This is a genomic window from Nocardia sp. NPDC087230 (assembly GCF_044744725.1).
Classification (GTDB): Bacteria; Actinomycetota; Actinomycetes; order Mycobacteriales; family Mycobacteriaceae; genus Nocardia; species Nocardia canadensis.
Genome location: NZ_JBIUYV010000003.1, coordinates 99,846 through 116,650, shown reverse-complemented (window position 1 = coordinate 116,650; position 16,805 = coordinate 99,846). Strand labels below are relative to the sequence as shown.

General features: G+C 71.1%; 14 protein-coding genes. 2 read left to right on the top strand and 12 right to left on the bottom strand.

What is annotated here, in order from left to right:
* Nucleotides 1-7 precede the first annotated feature (7 nt).
* Together ACIO52_RS12580 and ACIO52_RS12575 are read right to left on the bottom strand one after the other, a co-directional pair.
* The gene (locus ACIO52_RS12580) at nt 8-1,231 is read right to left on the bottom strand and encodes an aspartate aminotransferase family protein (RefSeq protein ID WP_402643717.1); all 1,224 of its coding nucleotides are present in this window, start codon (nt 1,229-1,231) and stop codon (nt 8-10) included.
* Between the two features lie 54 nt (nt 1,232-1,285).
* Nucleotides 1,286-1,927: a Pr6Pr family membrane protein gene (locus ACIO52_RS12575; protein ID WP_402643714.1), complete on the bottom strand. Its 642-nt coding sequence runs from the start codon at nt 1,925-1,927 to the stop codon at nt 1,286-1,288.
* Nucleotides 1,928-2,119: 192 nt separating this feature from the next.
* On the opposite strand from ACIO52_RS12575, the gene hrpA reads away from it, so the two are divergent.
* Nucleotides 2,120-6,331 (top strand): ATP-dependent RNA helicase HrpA, encoded by a 4,212-nt coding sequence (gene hrpA / locus ACIO52_RS12570; protein WP_402643712.1) that lies wholly within the window; start codon nt 2,120-2,122, stop codon nt 6,329-6,331.
* 10 nt (nt 6,332-6,341) lie between these two features.
* Here the strand turns inward: hrpA and nrdR are convergent, their stop codons facing one another.
* The 3 genes from nrdR to ACIO52_RS12555 form a co-directional block, all read right to left on the bottom strand.
* Nucleotides 6,342-6,812: a transcriptional regulator NrdR gene (gene nrdR / locus ACIO52_RS12565; RefSeq protein ID WP_218716483.1), complete on the bottom strand. Its 471-nt coding sequence runs from the start codon at nt 6,810-6,812 to the stop codon at nt 6,342-6,344.
* 54 nt (nt 6,813-6,866) lie between these two features.
* Nucleotides 6,867-8,087, bottom strand: a complete 1,221-nt coding sequence (locus ACIO52_RS12560) for a hypothetical protein (protein ID WP_402643708.1) — start codon at nt 8,085-8,087, stop codon at nt 6,867-6,869.
* Between the two features lie 150 nt (nt 8,088-8,237).
* On the bottom strand, nt 8,238-8,885 hold the full coding sequence (locus tag ACIO52_RS12555; protein WP_316575493.1) for a hypothetical protein: 648 nt from the start codon (nt 8,883-8,885) through the stop codon (nt 8,238-8,240).
* A gap of 305 nt (nt 8,886-9,190) precedes the next feature.
* Between ACIO52_RS12555 and lexA the strand changes: the two genes are divergently transcribed.
* Entirely contained in the window at nt 9,191-9,832 is a 642-nt protein-coding gene (lexA, locus tag ACIO52_RS12550) for a transcriptional repressor LexA (protein ID WP_374104813.1), read from the top strand.
* Between the two features lie 19 nt (nt 9,833-9,851).
* Here lexA and ACIO52_RS12545 read toward each other — a convergent pair whose 3' ends face one another.
* From ACIO52_RS12545 to ACIO52_RS12515, 7 genes are all read right to left on the bottom strand, one after another.
* Nucleotides 9,852-10,595, bottom strand: coding sequence for a pirin family protein (locus ACIO52_RS12545; RefSeq protein WP_316575494.1), 744 nt, complete (start codon nt 10,593-10,595; stop codon nt 9,852-9,854).
* Nucleotides 10,596-10,686: 91 nt separating this feature from the next.
* A complete protein-coding gene (locus ACIO52_RS12540; protein WP_308248318.1) occupies nt 10,687-11,544 on the bottom strand; it encodes a lysophospholipid acyltransferase family protein in 858 nt (285 codons plus the stop codon).
* Between the two features lie 142 nt (nt 11,545-11,686).
* Nucleotides 11,687-13,117, bottom strand: a complete 1,431-nt coding sequence (hflX, locus tag ACIO52_RS12535) for a GTPase HflX (RefSeq protein WP_255586520.1) — start codon at nt 13,115-13,117, stop codon at nt 11,687-11,689.
* Nucleotides 13,118-13,288: 171 nt separating this feature from the next.
* Nucleotides 13,289-14,170, bottom strand: coding sequence for a diaminopimelate epimerase (dapF, locus tag ACIO52_RS12530; protein WP_218715885.1), 882 nt, complete (start codon nt 14,168-14,170; stop codon nt 13,289-13,291).
* 44 nt (nt 14,171-14,214) lie between these two features.
* Complete coding sequence (locus ACIO52_RS12525) at nt 14,215-15,051, bottom strand: TrmH family RNA methyltransferase (RefSeq protein WP_402643704.1); 837 nt, start codon at nt 15,049-15,051, stop codon at nt 14,215-14,217.
* Nucleotides 15,048-15,995: a tRNA (adenosine(37)-N6)-dimethylallyltransferase MiaA gene (gene miaA / locus ACIO52_RS12520; RefSeq protein ID WP_402643701.1), complete on the bottom strand. Its 948-nt coding sequence runs from the start codon at nt 15,993-15,995 to the stop codon at nt 15,048-15,050. The genes ACIO52_RS12525 and miaA overlap by 4 nt, the downstream gene beginning before the upstream one ends.
* Complete coding sequence (locus ACIO52_RS12515; protein WP_402643698.1) at nt 15,992-16,765, bottom strand: hypothetical protein; 774 nt, start codon at nt 16,763-16,765, stop codon at nt 15,992-15,994. Before ACIO52_RS12515 ends, miaA begins: the two co-directional genes overlap by 4 nt.
* Nucleotides 16,766-16,805 lie beyond the last annotated feature (40 nt).

Genomic DNA, 16,805 nt, shown 5'->3' with positions numbered 1-16,805 from the left:
TGGGCGATCAACCCAGAGCGCGGGTGAAGCCCTCGACGAGCTCGACGACCTGGGCGTCGGTCATCACGAACGACGGCGAGATCTGCATCGCGCCCTGCCCGGCGGCGCGGCCCGAGATGCCGTGCTCGCGCAGGGTTTTCACCATGCCGGGGCCCTCGGACGGATCGGCCAGCTGCACGGCGGCCACCGCGCCGAGACCACTGCGGACCTCGGCGACGCGCGGGTGCTCGGCCAGCGGCGCGAGCAGCGTGTGCAGGGTGCTCTCCAGGCGGGCCGCCTCCTCGAGCAGTCCTTCGCGTTCGATGATGGCCAGATTGGCCAGCGCCGCGGCCGCCGCGCCCGCGTGCCCGCCGTAGGTGTAGCCGTGCCGCCACCAGACGCCACCGGCGAAGAACGGCTCCGCCAGATGCGGTGCGATGAACACCGCGCCCATCGGCAGATAGCCCGAGGTCAGCCCCTTGGCGGTGGTCACCAGGTCGGGTTCGAGACCGAACTTGGTGGAGGCGAACCAGCTGCCGCCGATCCGGCCGAAGCCGGTCACCACCTCGTCGGCGACGAACAGGATCTCGTGGTCGCGGCAGATCTGGCGCACCTCGGCCAGGTAGCCCGCCGGCGGCAGGTACACCCCGCCCGCGCCGATGATCGGCTCGCAGAAGAACGCCGCGATCTGCTCGGCGCCGATCTCCTCGATCAGGGCCAGCAGCGACTTCGCGTCGTCCCATTCGACGGTGCGGGTGTCGGTGACCAGTTCGCCGTAGCCTTCCCGATTACCGGCCAGACCACCGATCGAGGTGCCCGCGTAATGCATGCCGTGGTAGGCCAGGCGGCGCCCGACCAGGATCTTCTTGTCGGTGCGGCCCAGCTCGTGCCAGTACCGGCGGGCCAGCTTGGCGGCGGTCTCCACCGAGTCCGAACCGCCGGAGGTGAAGAAGATCTTGCTGCCCGGCACCGGCGCGATCCGCGACAGCTTCTCGGCCAGTTCCTGGGTCGGCGGCTCGGTGAGATCACCGAAGTTCGAGTAGTGCGCGATCGTGCGCAACTGCTCGGCGACCGCGTCGGCGATCTCGGCGCGACCGTGCCCGACATTGGCGAACCAGAGTCCGGCGGTGGCGTCGAGGTATCGCCTGCCCGCGGTGTCGTAGACGTAGGCACCGTCGCCACGGGCGACGACGAACGCACCGTCACGAGTGACGGCGCCCATATCGGCGAATCCATGCCAGAGCGCATTCATGGCTCCACACTTACCCGAACCGGAGCGGTCCCGCTCGGCGGACTCGCGCATGTCTCAGTCCGCGGACCTGCGTTCGCGCCACCAGGCCGGCAGATCGCCCAGCGACGCCATGGCAACCGCCAGCGCCGCGAAGACCAGCGTCAGCACGACCAGGCCGATGGCCATCGACAGGTATCCCTGCTGGCGCGGATCGATGAACGGATAGGGATACCAGTCGACGATGGGTCCGCGGATCAAGCTGTACACGCCGTAGACCAGCGGGAAGATCAGCCACTGCCCGATCAGCTGCGGGCTGGGCCGCAGCCGCTGCGGCATCGCGACCAGCAGCCAGTCCAGCAACAGCACCAACGGCAGATACCGGTGCATCACATCGTTGATCCACTTGTCGTTGAGCATCACGTCGATGCGCGACAGCAACACCGCGTACACGACCATCGTGATGAGCATGTAGAGCGTGGCCGCGCCGCGGAACAGCTGCCAGCCACGCCCCTGCGGCGCGAGCAGCCCGCCCACGAGCAAGGCGATCACGCCGAGGATGTTCGATTCGACGGTGAAGTAGCTCAGATAGTTGGCCAGCGAGAACGTCGCGGAGTCGATGTTGCGCACCGGAATCCACAGCAGCGCGACCGCACCGAGGACGCCGAACCCGATCCGCAGAATCCTGATCCACCACGCCGTGCCCATCGCTGCGCTCATGTCGGGATCATCGCATGCGGCGACCGCGAAAACGCCGGTCTGGAATGTCGCGTCGCCGCATCGACCGCGACCGGACCGGACACGCGCGGGCGAACAGCACCCGCCGCCGGTGTGTCGTTGGTCTCGACCACACCGGCCGTCGACGGCGTGGCGGGAAAACCGGTGGCGGGCTTCGCTAGGCTGGTAGGCGCAATGACCAGGACAGCTAGCACCGGTACCCGCGCGCTGCGCACCCGCCTGGCGGAGGTCTCGCTGCGCGACGAACACCGGCTCCGGCGCAAGCTCGACCGGTCGCGCCCCGAGCACCTGCCCGCTCTCGAGGCGGAGATCGCCGCCGCCGAAACCCGCGTGGCGAATCGCCGCGCGGCGGTCCCGCCGATCACCTACCCCGAGCAACTCCCGGTCTCCGCGCGCCGCGACGACATCGCCGCCGCCATCGCCGCGCACCAGGTCGTGATCGTGGCCGGGGAGACCGGCTCCGGCAAGACCACCCAGATCCCGAAGATCTGCCTCGAGCTCGGCCGCGGCATCCGCGGCACCATCGGCCACACCCAGCCACGGCGCCTGGCCGCGCGCACCGTGGCCGAGCGTATCGCCGAGGAACTGGGCACCGAGCTGGGTGACGTGGTCGGCTACACCGTCCGCTTCACCGACCAGGCCTCCGACCGCACGCTGGTCAAGCTGATGACCGACGGCATCCTGCTCGCCGAGATCCAGCGCGACCGGCTGCTGCGCCGCTACGACACGATCATCATCGACGAGGCGCACGAACGCAGCCTCAATATCGACTTCCTGCTCGGGTACCTCAAACAGCTGCTGCCCCAGCGCCCCGATCTCAAGGTGATCATCACCTCGGCCACCATCGATCCCGAGCTGTTCGCCCGCCACTTCGCCGACGCGCAGGGCACGCCCGCGCCGATCGTCGAGGTGTCGGGCCGGTCGTACCCGGTCGAGCTGCGCTATCGCCCGTTGTCACTGGAACTGCCCGGCACCGAGGACGACGACGAGGACACCCGCGTCGTCGATCGCGACCCCACCGACGCCATCGCCGACGCGGTCACCGAATTGTTCGCCGAGGGCGACGGCGACGTGCTGGTCTTCCTGTCCGGCGAACGCGAGATCCGCGACACCGCCGACGCCCTGCGCGATCTGAAACTCCCCCGCACCGAGATCGTGCCGCTCTACGCGCGCCTGTCGGCGGCCGAGCAGCACAAGGTGTTCGCCCCGCACACCGGCCGCCGGGTGGTGCTGGCCACCAACGTCGCCGAGACCTCGCTGACCGTGCCCGGCATCCGCTACGTGGTCGACCCCGGCACCGCCCGCATCTCCCGCTATTCGATGCGCACCAAGGTGCAGCGGCTGCCGATCGAACCGGTCTCGCAGGCCTCGGCGCGGCAGCGCTCGGGCCGCTGTGGCCGAGTCGCCGACGGCATCTGCATCCGCCTGTACTCCGAGGACGATTTCGAGTCGCGGCCCGCGTTCACCGAACCGGAGATCCTGCGCACCAACCTCGCCGCGGTCATCCTGCAGATGACGGCGCTGGGGCTGGGCGACATCGAGAGCTTCCCCTTCGTCGAGGCACCCGATCGCCGCGCCATCCGCGACGGCATCGCGCTACTGGAGGAACTGGGCGCGCTGGCCCACGGCAGCGCGAAAGCGGTGGACGGCGAAGCGGATTCGGGTGGCCGTCTCACGCTCACCCCGATCGGCCGGGAGATGTCGCAGCTGCCGGTCGACCCCCGGATGGCGCGCATGCTCGTCGAAGCGCATCGCAACGGGTGCCTGGACGAGGTGCTGGTGATCGTGGCGGCGCTGTCCATCCAGGATGTGCGCGAGCGACCGGTGGACCATCAGCAGGCCGCCGACACCCAGCACGCGCGCTTCACCGTCGACGGTTCGGATTTCCTGGCCTACCTGCGCCTGTGGGACTACCTGACCGAGCAGCGCAAGTCGTTGTCGTCCAACCAGTTCCGCCGGATGTGTCGCGACGAGTTCCTGCACTACCTGCGGATCAGGGAGTGGCAGGATCTGCACGGTCAGCTGCGCACCATCACCCGCGGGCTCGGCTGGAACGCCGCGGGCACGCCTCGCGAGAATGCCGTCGTCGCGGTCGAGGACGGTGCGACCCCGAACCGGAGTCGTCGCGGACGCGGACGCGCCGACCGCGCGCTACCGAAGTCGACCGCCGAGGACGGGCAAGGCGAGCAGTCATCGAGTCGGCCCGGCGGCGGCTCCGCCCGAGGCGGGCGCGGCGCAGCGGCATCGCGGCCCGGGCGGAATTCGATCACGAGCGCCGCGACGGCGAAAGGCGGTCGCGAAGCTGCGGATTCGGCGGCTGAGGCGGCGATGCCGTGGCCGAGCGCGCAGATCCATCAGTCCCTGCTGGCGGGCATGCTCTCGCATATCGGTGTGCGCGAGGCGGAGTCACGGGAGTTCCTGGGCGCGCGCAACGCGAAGTTCATGATCTTCCCCGGATCCTCGCTGGCCAAGAAGCCGCCGCGCTGGGTGATGGCGGCCGAGCTGGTGGAGACCTCGCGGCTGTGGGGCCGCATCGCGGCGAAGGTGGAGCCCGAGTGGGCCGAGCGGCTCGCGGGCGATCTGGTCAAACGCACCTACTCCGAACCACATTGGTCGTCCAAGCGCGGCGCGGCCCGGGCCTACGAGCGGGCCACGCTCTACGGCGTGCCGCTGGTCACCGGCCGTCCCGTCGACTACGGGCGCATCGATCCGGAACTGTCGCGCGAGCTGTTCCTCCGGCACGCCCTGGTCCAGGGCGAATGGCAGACCCGGCACGGCTTCTTCGCCCGCAACCGCGCGCTGATCGACGACGTCGCCGATCTCGAGCATCGCGCCCGCCGCCGCGACATCCTCGTCGACGACGAGGTGCTGTTCGAGTTCTACGACCAGCGCATCCCCGCCGACATCGTCTCGGTCCGGCATTTCGACAGCTGGTGGCGCAAGGCCGAACGCACCGACCCCGCCCTGCTCGACTTCGCCACCGAGACCGTGGTCAACGCGGGGACCGCCGCGCTCGACCCGACCGATTTCCCCGACGCCTGGCGCCAGGGTGAGCTCAGCTTCCCGCTGACCTACCAGTTCGAACCCGGCCAGGACGACGACGGCGTGACCGTGCGCATCCCGGTCGAACAGCTCGCCCACGTGCGGGCCGTCGGCTTCGACTGGCTGGTTCCGGGCATGCGCGAGGAACTGGCCGCGGCCTTCATCAAGACCCTGCCGAAGACCTTGCGCCGCCAGGTCGTTCCCGCGCCCGACTTCGCGGCGGCCGCGCTGCGCGAGCTGGTCCCCCGGTCCGAACCGTTGCGCACCGGGCTGGCCAGGGAGCTGTCGCGGCTGGGTTCGGTCACCATCACCGCCGACGATCTCTCGCCCACCGCGCTTCCGGATCATCTGCGGATGACCTTCGCCGCCGTCGACGGCCGGGGCACCGTCCTGGCCACATCGAAGAACCTGGCCCAGCTGAAAACCCAGCTGGCCGCGCAGGTTTCGGCGTCGGTGGCCAAGGCCACGGCGGGCGCCGAACGCCCGGCCACGACGGTGTGGACCTCCGAGTCGCTGGGCTCGGTGGCGCCGACGGTGCGCCGGGAGGTGGCCGGGCAGACCGTGACCGGGTATCCGGCGCTGGTGCCCGAGGGCGAGGGGGTGGCCGTGCGGGTGCTCAGTTCCCCGGCCGAACAGGCCGCCGCCATGCGCGCCGGCGTGCGCACCCTGCTGCTCGCCGCGATCCCGACCTCCACCCGCGCCGTCACCGCCGGACTGCCCGCCGCCGACCGCCTGGCGCTGAGCCAGAACCCCGACGGATCGCTGGACAAGCTGGTCGAGGACTGCCGGGTCGCCGCCGCCGACGAACTCATCGCCGCCGCGGGCGGGCCGGTCCGGACACCCGAGGAGTTCGACGCGCTGGTCGCCACCGTCCGGCCACAGCTGGCGGGCGCGGTGACCGGACTGATCCGGGCCGTCGCGCCGGTCCTGTCGGCCGCGCACCGGGCCCGCGCTGCCCTGGCCGACACCACCGAGGCCGACATCGCCGACGATGTCCGTCAGCAGCTCGACGACCTGCTGTTCCCCGGTTTCGTCGCCGAATGGGGTCGGGCCAGGCTACGCGAACTGCCCCGCTATCTGCTCGCCGCGGCGCAGCGCCTGGAATCGCTGCCCGGCTCGGCGGTGCGCGATCGCCAGGGCATGGTCGAGGTCGACCGGATGCTGGCGGCCTACGACAAGCTGGTGCGAAGTCTGCCCGAGGGCCGCAAGCATGCCCGCGACGTCACCGAGATCTGGTGGATGATCGAGGAACTGCGGGTGAGCCTGTTCGCGCAAAAGCTCGGCACGCCGTACCCGGTGTCGGTCAAGCGGATCGAGAAGGCGATCGGCGCGATCCGGCGGTGAGCGGGGCGCGTCAGTCGGTCGTCGCGACGGCCGCCGCGCGCGCCTTGCGCATCTCGGTGATCTCGCGTTCGAAATCGGCCGCGCTGGTGAAGGATCGGTACACCGAGGCGAAGCGCAGGTAGGCCACTTCGTCCAGGTCCCGCAGCGGGCCCAGGATGGCCAAGCCGACCTCGTGGCTCGGAACTTCGGGAGAACCCTTGGCGCGCACCGCGTCCTCGACCTGCTGGGCCAGCAGGTTGAGCGCGTCGTCGTCGACCTCGCGGCCCTGGCAGGCACGGCGGACACCGACGATCACCTTCTCGCGGCTGAACGGCTCGGTGACGCCGCTGCGCTTGACCACCGACAGGATCGCTGTCTCGACGGTGGTGAACCGGCGACCGCAGGACGGACACGACCGCCGACGGCGGATCGCCGTGCCCTCCTCGACTTCACGCGAGTCCACGACTCGCGAGTCAGGGTGTCGGCAATACGGGCAATGCATCCGAGGGTTCCTTCGTCGAGGCGCACTCCATGGCACTTGACAGAATACCTGTCACTACTGCACCACCTGCCACTGCGTGGTCAGGTCCGCGATCAACTCGGGTAACCGGGCGAGCATCCGGCCGCGGGTGAGCTTGACGGGGAAGGGTTCGGCGAACACCGACACAGCGCGGGCCGCGTCGGCGGTGAGGTCCAGATGGCGCGGCACCAGGTCGGCGGTGATGTAGGCCCAGCGGTCGTCGCGGTCGGCCCAGTTGAAGTCGGGCAGCGGCGTCCGCAGGCCGAGTCCGCCCGCGCGCACCGTCGCCGGGGCGTACACCCCGGGCGCGCGGACGCCGGGCACCGCCGGTTTGCCCGCCACGGTGGTGACGTAGGTGAGAACCCGGCCCATGCCGTCGCGACCGGCCGCGGTGACGTCCCATTGGTCGGCGACGATGTGGTTCTGTTCGCGGTCGGTCATCCGGACCAGCGCGTCGGCCCGGCCCGCCGCGGTGCCGCCGTCGATACCCGCCCAGGCGGTGCGCATGCTCTCGTCGATCACGCCGGCGGCGAACAGCTCGTCGATGCCCGCCATCCCCTCGGCCAGATAGACCTCGTGCTGCGGAACCAGGTCGGTGAAGATGTGCTTCTGCATGATCATCAGCCGGGTCTGGTACCAGGCGAGGTCGGCGGCGGTCAGGCGCGGGCCGTGCAGCGCCAGCCCGGTGATGTCGGCGGGCACCTCGGCGACGAGCTCGGGCGGGGTGGCCCGCAGCAGTTCGGCGACGGCGGTACCGAGTTCGTGGATCCCACCGACCGAGAGCACCGCGCCGATGTCACCGACGTCGAAGAAGCCGGAGGCGAACGAGCCACCCGCGATGCCGGCCAGGCCCGCCCAGTAGAAGTCGGGCCGGGCGGCGGCGATGCGGAAGTAGTTGACATACACCTGGCTGAAGGTCGCCGAGTTGGCGGCCACACCGCGAGAGGGCTCCCAGGCAGCCAGATCGATGGCCGCGTTGCCGGTGGAGACGACCAGCCAATACTGGTGCAGCAGGGCGGCATAGCGCGGGGGCGCGATCCCGTCGGCGCGCGCGGCGTCCAGCGCGGCGCGCAGTGGAGGTTCGCTCAGGGGCAACGCCGGGTGCAGACCGCCGCCGAATTCGCCGTCGGCGTTGAGCGCGGGGAGATCGAGATAGTCGGCGTAGCCGGGGGTCGCGTGGGCCGGTGGCGTCAGCACCGCACCCAGGAGCAGACCGAGCAGCACAACGATCGAGTAGCGGCGCACATGACCTCGCATCCGGTTACGCCGAGGCCCCTACCCGCCTCGGTTCAGGATGCCCGTCACCGTAACAACACGTTCTAGTTCTGGGGCGCTTTTCGGGGACGCGGCCGATCTTCACGGTCGCCGAAACTACCCGAAAACCCGTTCTGTTCAGGCATTTTCACCTCAGCGAACTGTCCCGGACAGTCCACCCGCGCCCGCGTCCACCGACTGCGAGATCCCCGGCTCCGCCGGTTCGAACCGGTCACCGAAACTCCCCGCGCGCAGGTGCGCCAGGCCGAGGAAGGCCACGACGACGAGCGCGGTCACCAAGGCCGCCACCGCCAGCGCGGCGAAACCGATCTGCGCCTGTTCGACCCGGCGCACCGGATGCACTCCCCCGGCCCGCCCGACCCCGGACACCCGGGCGTACAGCGCCGCCTCGGCGGGACGGCTCGCCTGCCGCGGCCCGCGCTCGGTCCGGACCGGCTCACGCGTGCGGCGCGGCGAATCCGTCTGCGGCACCGTGGCGAAGGCGAGGTCGAGCTCGGCGTCGGCGGGCCGCTGCGACGCCGCCGCCAGTACGCCGCGGGCGACGGCCAGACCGTCGGCCCCGTAGGCGGCGAACACCTCGGCAGCGGGCCCGCGCGAGACCTCGGGTCGCGGCGGCAGCGGCGGCGGCACCGGCGCGGGCCGACGGACGATCGAGCCGGCGCCGACGCCGCGCACGAGCGAGAACGGCCGTCGCGCCCGGGCGTCGCGGCGGCGCCGGACGATCGGCTCGGGGTAGGCGGCGTGGTCGTGGGAACGCAGGGCGCTGGTCGCTGTGCTCATCGGAAGAACCTCCGGGGTGGTGTGCTCCGCTGCTGAAGGAAGTGCTGGTGAAGCCGCTGTGTCACACTTTGTTCGAACACCTGTGCGACGAACTGATGTTCGATTTCTACCACGCCGCGGAGACGATGTCAGCACGAAACGCCCGACATGCTCGAACAGATGTTTGATACTTCGGCGTGGCACGACTAGCCTCGGAAAGGCGAAATCGACCAGCGGAAGGGCGGGACACGGTGACCCACACAGACGACACGGGTGACGAAAGCGCTACCGGCACCGTCACATCGGGATCCGGTGCGGATCTCACCGTGCGTCAGCGCACGGTCCTCGACGTCATCCGTACCTCGGTGACCGAACGCGGCTATCCGCCCAGCATCCGCGAGATCGGGGACGCGGTCGGGCTCACCTCCACCTCCTCGGTGGCGCATCAGCTGCGCGCGCTCGAGCGCAAGGGGTACCTGCGTCGCGACCCGAATCGTCCGCGCGCGGTGAATGTTCGCGGTCTCGACGAAGCGGTCCGCTCGGTGACGACGCTGCCCGTCGACGCGCCCGACGAGGTGGACGCGGCCAGGCCGACGCCGACCTTCGTTCCGGTCCTGGGCCGAATCGCCGCCGGTGGGCCGATCCTGGCCGAGCAGGCCGTGGAAGACGTCTTCCCGCTCCCCCGCGAGCTCGTCGGCGACGGCTCGCTGTTCCTGCTGAAGGTCGTGGGCCAGTCCATGGTCGACGCGGCCATCTGCGACGGCGACTGGGTCGTGGTGCGGCAGCAGAACGTCGCCGAGGGCGGTGACATCGTCGCCGCCATGATCGACGGCGAGGCGACGGTGAAGACGTTCAAGCGCACCGGCAAGGACGTGTGGCTGATGCCGCACAACCCGCACTTCGAACCGATTCCGGGCAACGACGCGCAAATTCTCGGCAAGGTCGTCACCGTCATCCGCAAGATCTGAGATCCGGCCGCCCCGGCGCTCAGTCGCGCACGGCGGCGTCCATCTCCCAGATCAGCAGTTCGGCGGCGGTCGACGCGGTAACGCGGTGGCCGCCGGCGGCGGTCAGACGCACCGCGTCGCCCTGCGCCAGCGCGCCGTGGTCCTCGAACTCGACCGAGCCGCGCGCGACGAAGACGTGCCCGTACAGCGCGTCCGGCACGGTGATCGAGCGGCCCGGATCCAGCCGCGCCACATGGAACGTGGCGTGCCGGTTGCCGATGCCGATCGCGGCGTGGTCGCGGTGGCGCGGCATGCCGGAGGCGACGGGCAGCAGGGTGTTGCGGCGCAGCTCGTCGGCGATGTCGAGTTCCTGGTAGCTCGGCGTGACGCCCGGGGTGTCCGGCGGGATCCACATCTGCACGACGTGCAGGCGCTCACGCTCCCGGTAGCCGGCGCCGTTGCGTTCGGAATGCCGGATGCCGGTGCCCGCGCTCATCCGCTGGGCCAGGCCCGGGTGGATCACGCCGGAATGCCCGGCGGAATCCTGGTGCACGACGGTGCCCTCCAGGACCCAGGTGAGGATCTCGGTGTCGCGGTGCTGATGGGTGTCGAACCCTTCGCCCGGGCCGACGGTGTCCTCGTTGTGCACCAGCAGCAGCCCGTGGGCGTTGTCCTCGAGCACGAAGTTGCCCGTCGCCGGGAAGGACTGCCGGGAATCGAGCCAGGCGTTCCACCAGTGCGCGCGCCGCGCACCCGGAATGACCTGAACCTGCGCCGTCGCCATCGTCATCACCTTCCGCCATCCGGACTAGGGTCCGCATAGCGGGTAACGCGGTGGGCGCCGCGGGCATTCCACGGCGCTCCACCCGCGAAGGTCAGAAGGGCAAGGCGTTGCGGAGGCGGCCGACCAGGGTGCGGCCGGAATCGCGCTCGCGTTCGTTGAACAGGAACTGGAGTTCTTCCTCGAGCCCCTTGCGGACCACGTCACGCAGATCGGCCGCCGCGGCGTCGACATCGTCGGCCTCGAGCCAGGGCGTCGGGTCGATCGGCGTGCCCGCCGAGAAGTAGAACCGCTCCGGGCGCGGCACCGGCGTCGGGCCGATGCCCTTGACCAGCGGCGGGTTCAGTTCCGGGTTGATGCCGAGCAGGCTGCACGTCCAGCGCAGCGGGCGCATCACCGGGTGCTGGCCGTCGAAGACGATGTCGAACGCGTCGTCGATGCCGATCATCGCCAGCGGCACGATCGGCACCCCCGCCTGGATCGCCATCCGCGCGAAGCCGGTCCGGCCCTCCCACTTGAGCACGTACTTCTCGCCCTTGCGGCGGATCGCCTCCCGGCCACCGCCCGGGAACACGACCACAGCCTCGCCCCGCTCCAGCAGCGCCAGGCAGTTGCCGCGGGTGCCCCGCACCGCGCCGAAGCGATGCAGGATCTCCCGCACGCCCGGCACCATCAGCACGTGCTCGGCCAGGCCGCGCACCAGGCGCCCGCGCTGACGCAGGATCTCCGGCATCAGCAGCGGCGCGTCGATCCCGCCGAGCAGATTGTGATTGGCCACGATCAGCACCGGGCCCTCGGCCGGGATGTTCTCCAGGCCGTAGAACCGCGGACTGGTCCACGCGCGCACCGGCGCGAAGAACGCCTCGAACGCCCGGATCTCCCATTCGCTCGGCGTCGGATTCAACGGCGCGTTGTCGGAGAGGATCCGGTCGCCCTGCTCGACCGATCCCACCCTGTTCTCGTTCACAATCGCTGGACCCCGCTGGTCATTCGACATAACACCCTCCTGCTGTCGACAATCGACCATAGCGCCCGAAAATGGCTGTGTCGCATCGACGTTGACCGCTACCCCGCGGCAAACCCTGCTGGTCGGATCAGTTCGGCACGGCCTCGGCCGGGCCCGAATGGGCATATTCCGACAGTGCGGCGGCCAGCGCGTGCGGTACCCGCGCGCGGACCCTGGTGCCGCCTTCCTCGTGCTCGGAGGTGATGATCCGGCCGTCGGCGTGGATGCGCGCGAGCAGGTCGCCGCGGCTGTAGGGCAGCAGCACACTGATGTCGACATCGAGCCCGCCGAGCACCTCCGAGAGCCGCTCGCGCAGCTCCTCCACCCCGGCGCCGGTCTGCGCCGAGACGAACGCCGCGTCGGGCAGCATCCCGCGCAGCCGGGTGAGCTCGTTCGGGTCGGCCGCGTCGATCTTGTTGACCACCAGCAGTTCCGGCGGCGCGGCGGTGCCCTGCTCCTTGATCACGTCGGTGATCACCTCGCGGACCGCCTTGATCTGTTCGAGCGGCAGCGGATCGGAACCGTCGACGACATGCAGCAGCAGGTCGGCGCCGGTGACCTCCTCCAGCGTCGAGCGGAACGCCTCGACCAGCTGGGTGGGCAGGTGCCGGACGAAGCCGACGGTATCGGTGAACACCATCTCGCGGCCGTCGTCGAGCGCGGCCCGGCGAGTGGTCGGATCGAGGGTGGCGAACAGCGCGTCCTGCACCAGCAGGCCCGCTCCGGTCAGCGCGTTCATCAGGCTGGACTTGCCCGCGTTGGTGTAGCCGACGATCGCGATCGAGGGGACCCCGCTGCCCGCGCGGCGCGCGCGCATGGTGTCGCGCGCGGTCTTCATCTCGCGGATCTCACGACGCAGCTTGGCCATCCGCTCGCGGATGCGGCGACGGTCGGTCTCGATCTTGGTCTCACCGGGACCACGCAGACCCACACCGCCGTTGCTGCCCGCGCGACCACCGGCCTGCCGCGACATCGACTCACCCCAGCCGCGCAGGCGGGGCAGCATGTATTCCATCTGGGCCAGCGCGACCTGGGCCTTGCCCTCGCGGGAGGTGGCGTGCTGGGCGAAGATGTCGAGGATCAGCGCGGTGCGGTCGATGACCTTCACCTTGACGACCTTCTCCAGCGCGGTCAGCTGCGCCGGGGTCAGCTCACCGTCGCAGATCACGGTGTCGGCGCCGGTGTCGAGAACCACGGTGCGCAGTTCCTCGGCCTTGCCGGAGCCGATGTAGGTGGCCGGGTCGGGCTTGTCGCGACGCTGGATCAGGCCTTCGAGGACCTCCGAGCCCGCGGTCTCGGCGAGGGCGGCCAGCTCGACCATGCTCGCCTCGGCCTGGGCGGAGCTGCCGGTGGTCCACACACCGACCAGCACGACCCGTTCCAGGCGCAGCTGCCGATATTCGACCTCGGTGATGTCGGTGAGCTCGGTGGACAGTCCGGCCACGCGGCGCAACGAGGAACGCTCGTCGAGCTGCATCTCGCCGACGGTGGGTTCGGGGGACCAGCCGGGCTGCCGCATGCGGGCCGCGTGGCGGGCCAGCGCGTCGTCGACGTCGCCGCGATCGGCGGCCACGTCGGGCTCGGCCGCGGTGGTGTGCTCGGCCGAGGGGGTGTCTGTGGGGGTTTCTGGTTTCGTCATACGCCCTCCATGCTGCCACGTCACGGTGACAGGGCGCATCCGGTTATCCCGCTACTGCGCGTCCCACCAGTCCCGCGACAGCGTTCCGGTGGCCACCAGCACCGACGGGCCACGCAGCTGGGCCCGGCCCCGGTCGACGGTCACCCGCACCTCGCCGCCGGGTACCCGCACCGTCACCGCACCGGATCCGGTGCTCACCGAGACACCGGCGGCGGTCAGCGCGGCGGCCGCCGCGGCCACGGTTCCCGTTCCGCAGGACCGGGTCTCGCCGACGCCGCGTTCGTAGACGCGCATGTCGACGGCGTTGTCGGGGCCGAGCGCGGTGAGGATCTCGACATTGACCCCGTGCGGGAACAGGTCGGGGTCGAAGCCGGGCGAGACCGCCAGATCCAGCTTGGCCAGCGCGTCCGCGGTGAGCCCGGGGTCGACGCAGGCCAGGTGCGGATTGCCGACATCGATGCCGATGCCCGACAGCGCCCAGCCGCCCAGGGTGGCGGTCGAGGGCCCGAGTTCGCGCACAACGCCCATGTCGACGGTGACCTCGCCCTCGACCGGTCCGGCCGCGTGCACCACGACCGGCCGGGCGCCGGCCCGGCTGCCGACGACGAACTCCGTGCGCGATTCCAGCCCGGACGCGGCGAGGTAGTGCGCGAAGACCCGCACGCCGTTGCCGCACATCTCGGCGATCGAGCCGTCGGCGTTGCGGTAGTCCATGAACCAGTCCTCGGCGCCGACACCCTCGGGCAGCGCGGTGAGCACGCCCGCTTCGACCAGCGCGCCCGTCTTCGCCACCCGCAGCACGCCGTCGGCGCCCAGCCCACGCTGCCGGTCGCACAGCGCGGCGATCCGGTCGGCGGTCAGGTCGAGCCGGACCTGGGGGTCGGGCAGCACCACGAAGTCGTTCTGGGTGCCGTGGCCTTTGCTGAATTCGATGTCGGACACGTTCGTCATTCTCCTCTGCGCCGCCGGGGACCGCGTTACCGGGCGAAGGTGCGCCGCTGGCGGGCGATCTCGTACAGGCTGATCGCGCCCGCCGACGGCGCGCCGAGCGAGCTGGCCGTGCCGCCCATCGGGATGGTCACCAGATCGTCGCAGGCCTCGGCCCAGGCCGAACTCATCCCGGTCGTCTCGTTGCCGACCACCAGGATGGTGGCCTCGGTGAAGTCGTAGTCGTAGATGGTGCTGGGCGCGTCCTCGTCGGTGCCGACGATGCGGGTGGGGATGCCGCGGGCCACCTGGCGATCGCGGAACTCGAGCACCTGGGCCGGGCCTGCCGCGCGCAGCACCGGGACCGCGAACAGCGAGCCGGTGGAGGCGCGCACGGCCTGCGGGTCGAACTGGTCGGCGCCGTGGCCGGTGACGATCACGCCCGAGGCGCCGAAGGCGTCCGCCGAACGGATCAGGGTGCCCAGGTTGCCCGGCGAGTTCGGGCGATCGAACACGACGACGACCGGCGCGTCCTCCCCCGGTTCGCCCGGCGCGTAGTCGGCCAGGTCCGGCTGCCGCGACACCGCGACCGCGACGATCTCCGGCACGCTCGCCGCCTTCTCACCCAGCTCGGCCATCAGCTCGGGCACGAGTCCGACCTGCGGCACGTCGGCGGTGTCGAGCACCTCGCGCGCCCAGCTCGACAGTTCGGGGGTCCCCAGCCGGTAGAGCAGCGTCTCGAGGGGCCAGTCGTTGGCCAGCGCCTGGGTGATCGGGCGCACGCCCTGCACGAGGAACCGGCCGTCACGATGACGTTTCGTCCGGTTGTTGAGGTAGGCCTGCCACACCTGCACCGAGGCGTTGCGGGTACTCACTCGTCGCGTCACTGCGCTGTCCGTCCTGTCGGGTCTGTCTGGTGCGTGGTGAGCCGGGCCAGCGCGGTCGCGGCGAGCTCGGGGTCGGCGCCGTCGACCCAGGTCACCCGGGGATCGCGGCGGAACCACGACCGCTGCCTGCGCACATACCGGCGGGTGCCGATCAGCGTGCGCTCGCGGGCGTGGGCGAGGTCGTAGTCACCGTCGAGGTGGGCCAGCACCTGGGCGTAGCCGATCGCGCGGCGGGCGGTCTGGCCGTCGCGCAGGCCGACCTCGATCAGGGCGCGCACTTCCTCGACCAGACCGGTGTCGAACATCAGGGCGGTGCGGGTCTCGATCCGGGCGTCCAGAGCGGCGGTCTCGCGGTCGACGCCGAGGATGGCCGTGTCCCAGCGGGGGGCGCCGATCGTCGGCGCCGAGGCCGCGAAGGGCTGGCCGGTCAGCTCGACGACCTCGAGCGCGCGCACCATCCGGCGACCGTCGGTGGGCAGGATGGTGGCGGCCGCGACCGGATCGGCCGCGCGCAGCGCCGCGTGCACGGCGGCCACGCCGCCTTCGGCGAGCAGTGCCTCCCAGCGGGCGCGCACCGCCGGGTCGGTGGCCGGGAAGTCCCACTGGTCCAGCAGTGCCTGCACGTACATCATCGAGCCGCCGACGATCACCGGAGTGCGCCCGCGCGCCATGATGTCCTCGACGATCGCGCTCGCCTCGCGCTGGTAGGCGGCGACCGTCGCGGTCTCGGTGACCTCGAGCACGTCGAGCAGGTGATGCGGGATGCCGCGGCGCTGGTCGAGCGGCAGCTTGGCGGTGCCGACGTCCATTCCGCGGTAGAGCTGCATCGCGTCGATGTTGACGATCTCGCCGTCGAGCCGTTCGGCCAGGTCGAGCGCGAGGTCGGACTTGCCGGTGGCGGTGGGGCCGACGACCGCGATGGGGCGCCCGGGCCAGCTCGTCACTCGTCGCTACCTTCCTGTCCACCGGGTTCCCACACGCTCACGTCGTAGCCGACACCATAGGGTGCGCCCTGATAGAGGGTACGCACCCGTGGATCGGCCGAATCGGTGGCGAACAGACCGCCGAGCACCTGGTAGGCGGCCCGCCCGTCGAGCAGCAGTTGCGCGCACAGCGCGGGGTCCAGGACCGCCAGCCCGGTCCGTGAGCCGGCGCGCAGGGCGGCGTCGAGCGCGTCTTGGACCGGTGCCGCCCGCTCGTCCAGATATCCGGGCGCCGCGACCGTGAGCGTCGCCGCGCCGTCGGCGACGACGAGCACCCCGTGCGGGGCGGGGTCGGCGTCGAGTTCGGCCCGCAGCGCCGCGCCCGCCCCGGCACAGTCCGCGGGCGTGGTGTCGGCGGCCAGCAGCCGCGCCGTCACCGAGATCCCGGGGGCGACCTGCTCGCGCAACCATCCGGCGACCAGGACCGGCAGGGGAAGCTGGGGGTCTGCTGGGGCCGCGTCCGGCCCCGCCGGGCCGAGCCCGACGACGACGTCGGCGCCGAAGCCACGGAACGTCCCTCTGGTCGTGGACGCGAAGTTCTGGTCGCGCGCGCCGACGCCGACGACCGTCCAGCGGTCGGTCGCGGCGGCGAGCGTGGCCACGGCGTCGAGGGCGGCGGCGCGCAGCACCGCGGTCGGGTCGTCGGGATCACTGCCCGCTGCCACCCGGCGCCCGCACAGTTCGGGCACCAGCATCGGCGGCGACGGGACCAGGGCCGCTATCGAGAACACGCGGTAACCGTAGCCGTATCGCGCGCCGGGGGCCGCACCC

Bases quoted from the DNA above. Each gene is read 5' to 3' on its own strand.
- ACIO52_RS12580 (WP_402643717.1), bottom strand. From the start codon at position 1,231: ATGAATGCGCTCTGGCATGGATTCGCCGATATGGGCGCCGTCACTCGT.
- ACIO52_RS12555 (WP_316575493.1), bottom strand. From the start codon at position 8,885: ATGAGCACAGCGACCAGCGCCCTGCGTTCCCACGACCACGCCGCCTAC.
- ACIO52_RS12545 (WP_316575494.1), bottom strand. From the start codon at position 10,595: ATGGCGACGGCGCAGGTTCAGGTCATTCCGGGTGCGCGGCGCGCGCAC.
- hflX (WP_255586520.1), bottom strand. From the start codon at position 13,117: ATGCGGCAGCCCGGCTGGTCCCCCGAACCCACCGTCGGCGAGATGCAG.
- ACIO52_RS12575 (WP_402643714.1), bottom strand. From the start codon at position 1,927: ATGAGCGCAGCGATGGGCACGGCGTGGTGGATCAGGATTCTGCGGATC.
- ACIO52_RS12560 (WP_402643708.1), bottom strand. From the start codon at position 8,087: ATGCGAGGTCATGTGCGCCGCTACTCGATCGTTGTGCTGCTCGGTCTG.
- hrpA (WP_402643712.1), top strand. From the start codon at position 2,120: ATGACCAGGACAGCTAGCACCGGTACCCGCGCGCTGCGCACCCGCCTG.
- nrdR (WP_218716483.1), bottom strand. From the start codon at position 6,812: ATGCATTGCCCGTATTGCCGACACCCTGACTCGCGAGTCGTGGACTCG.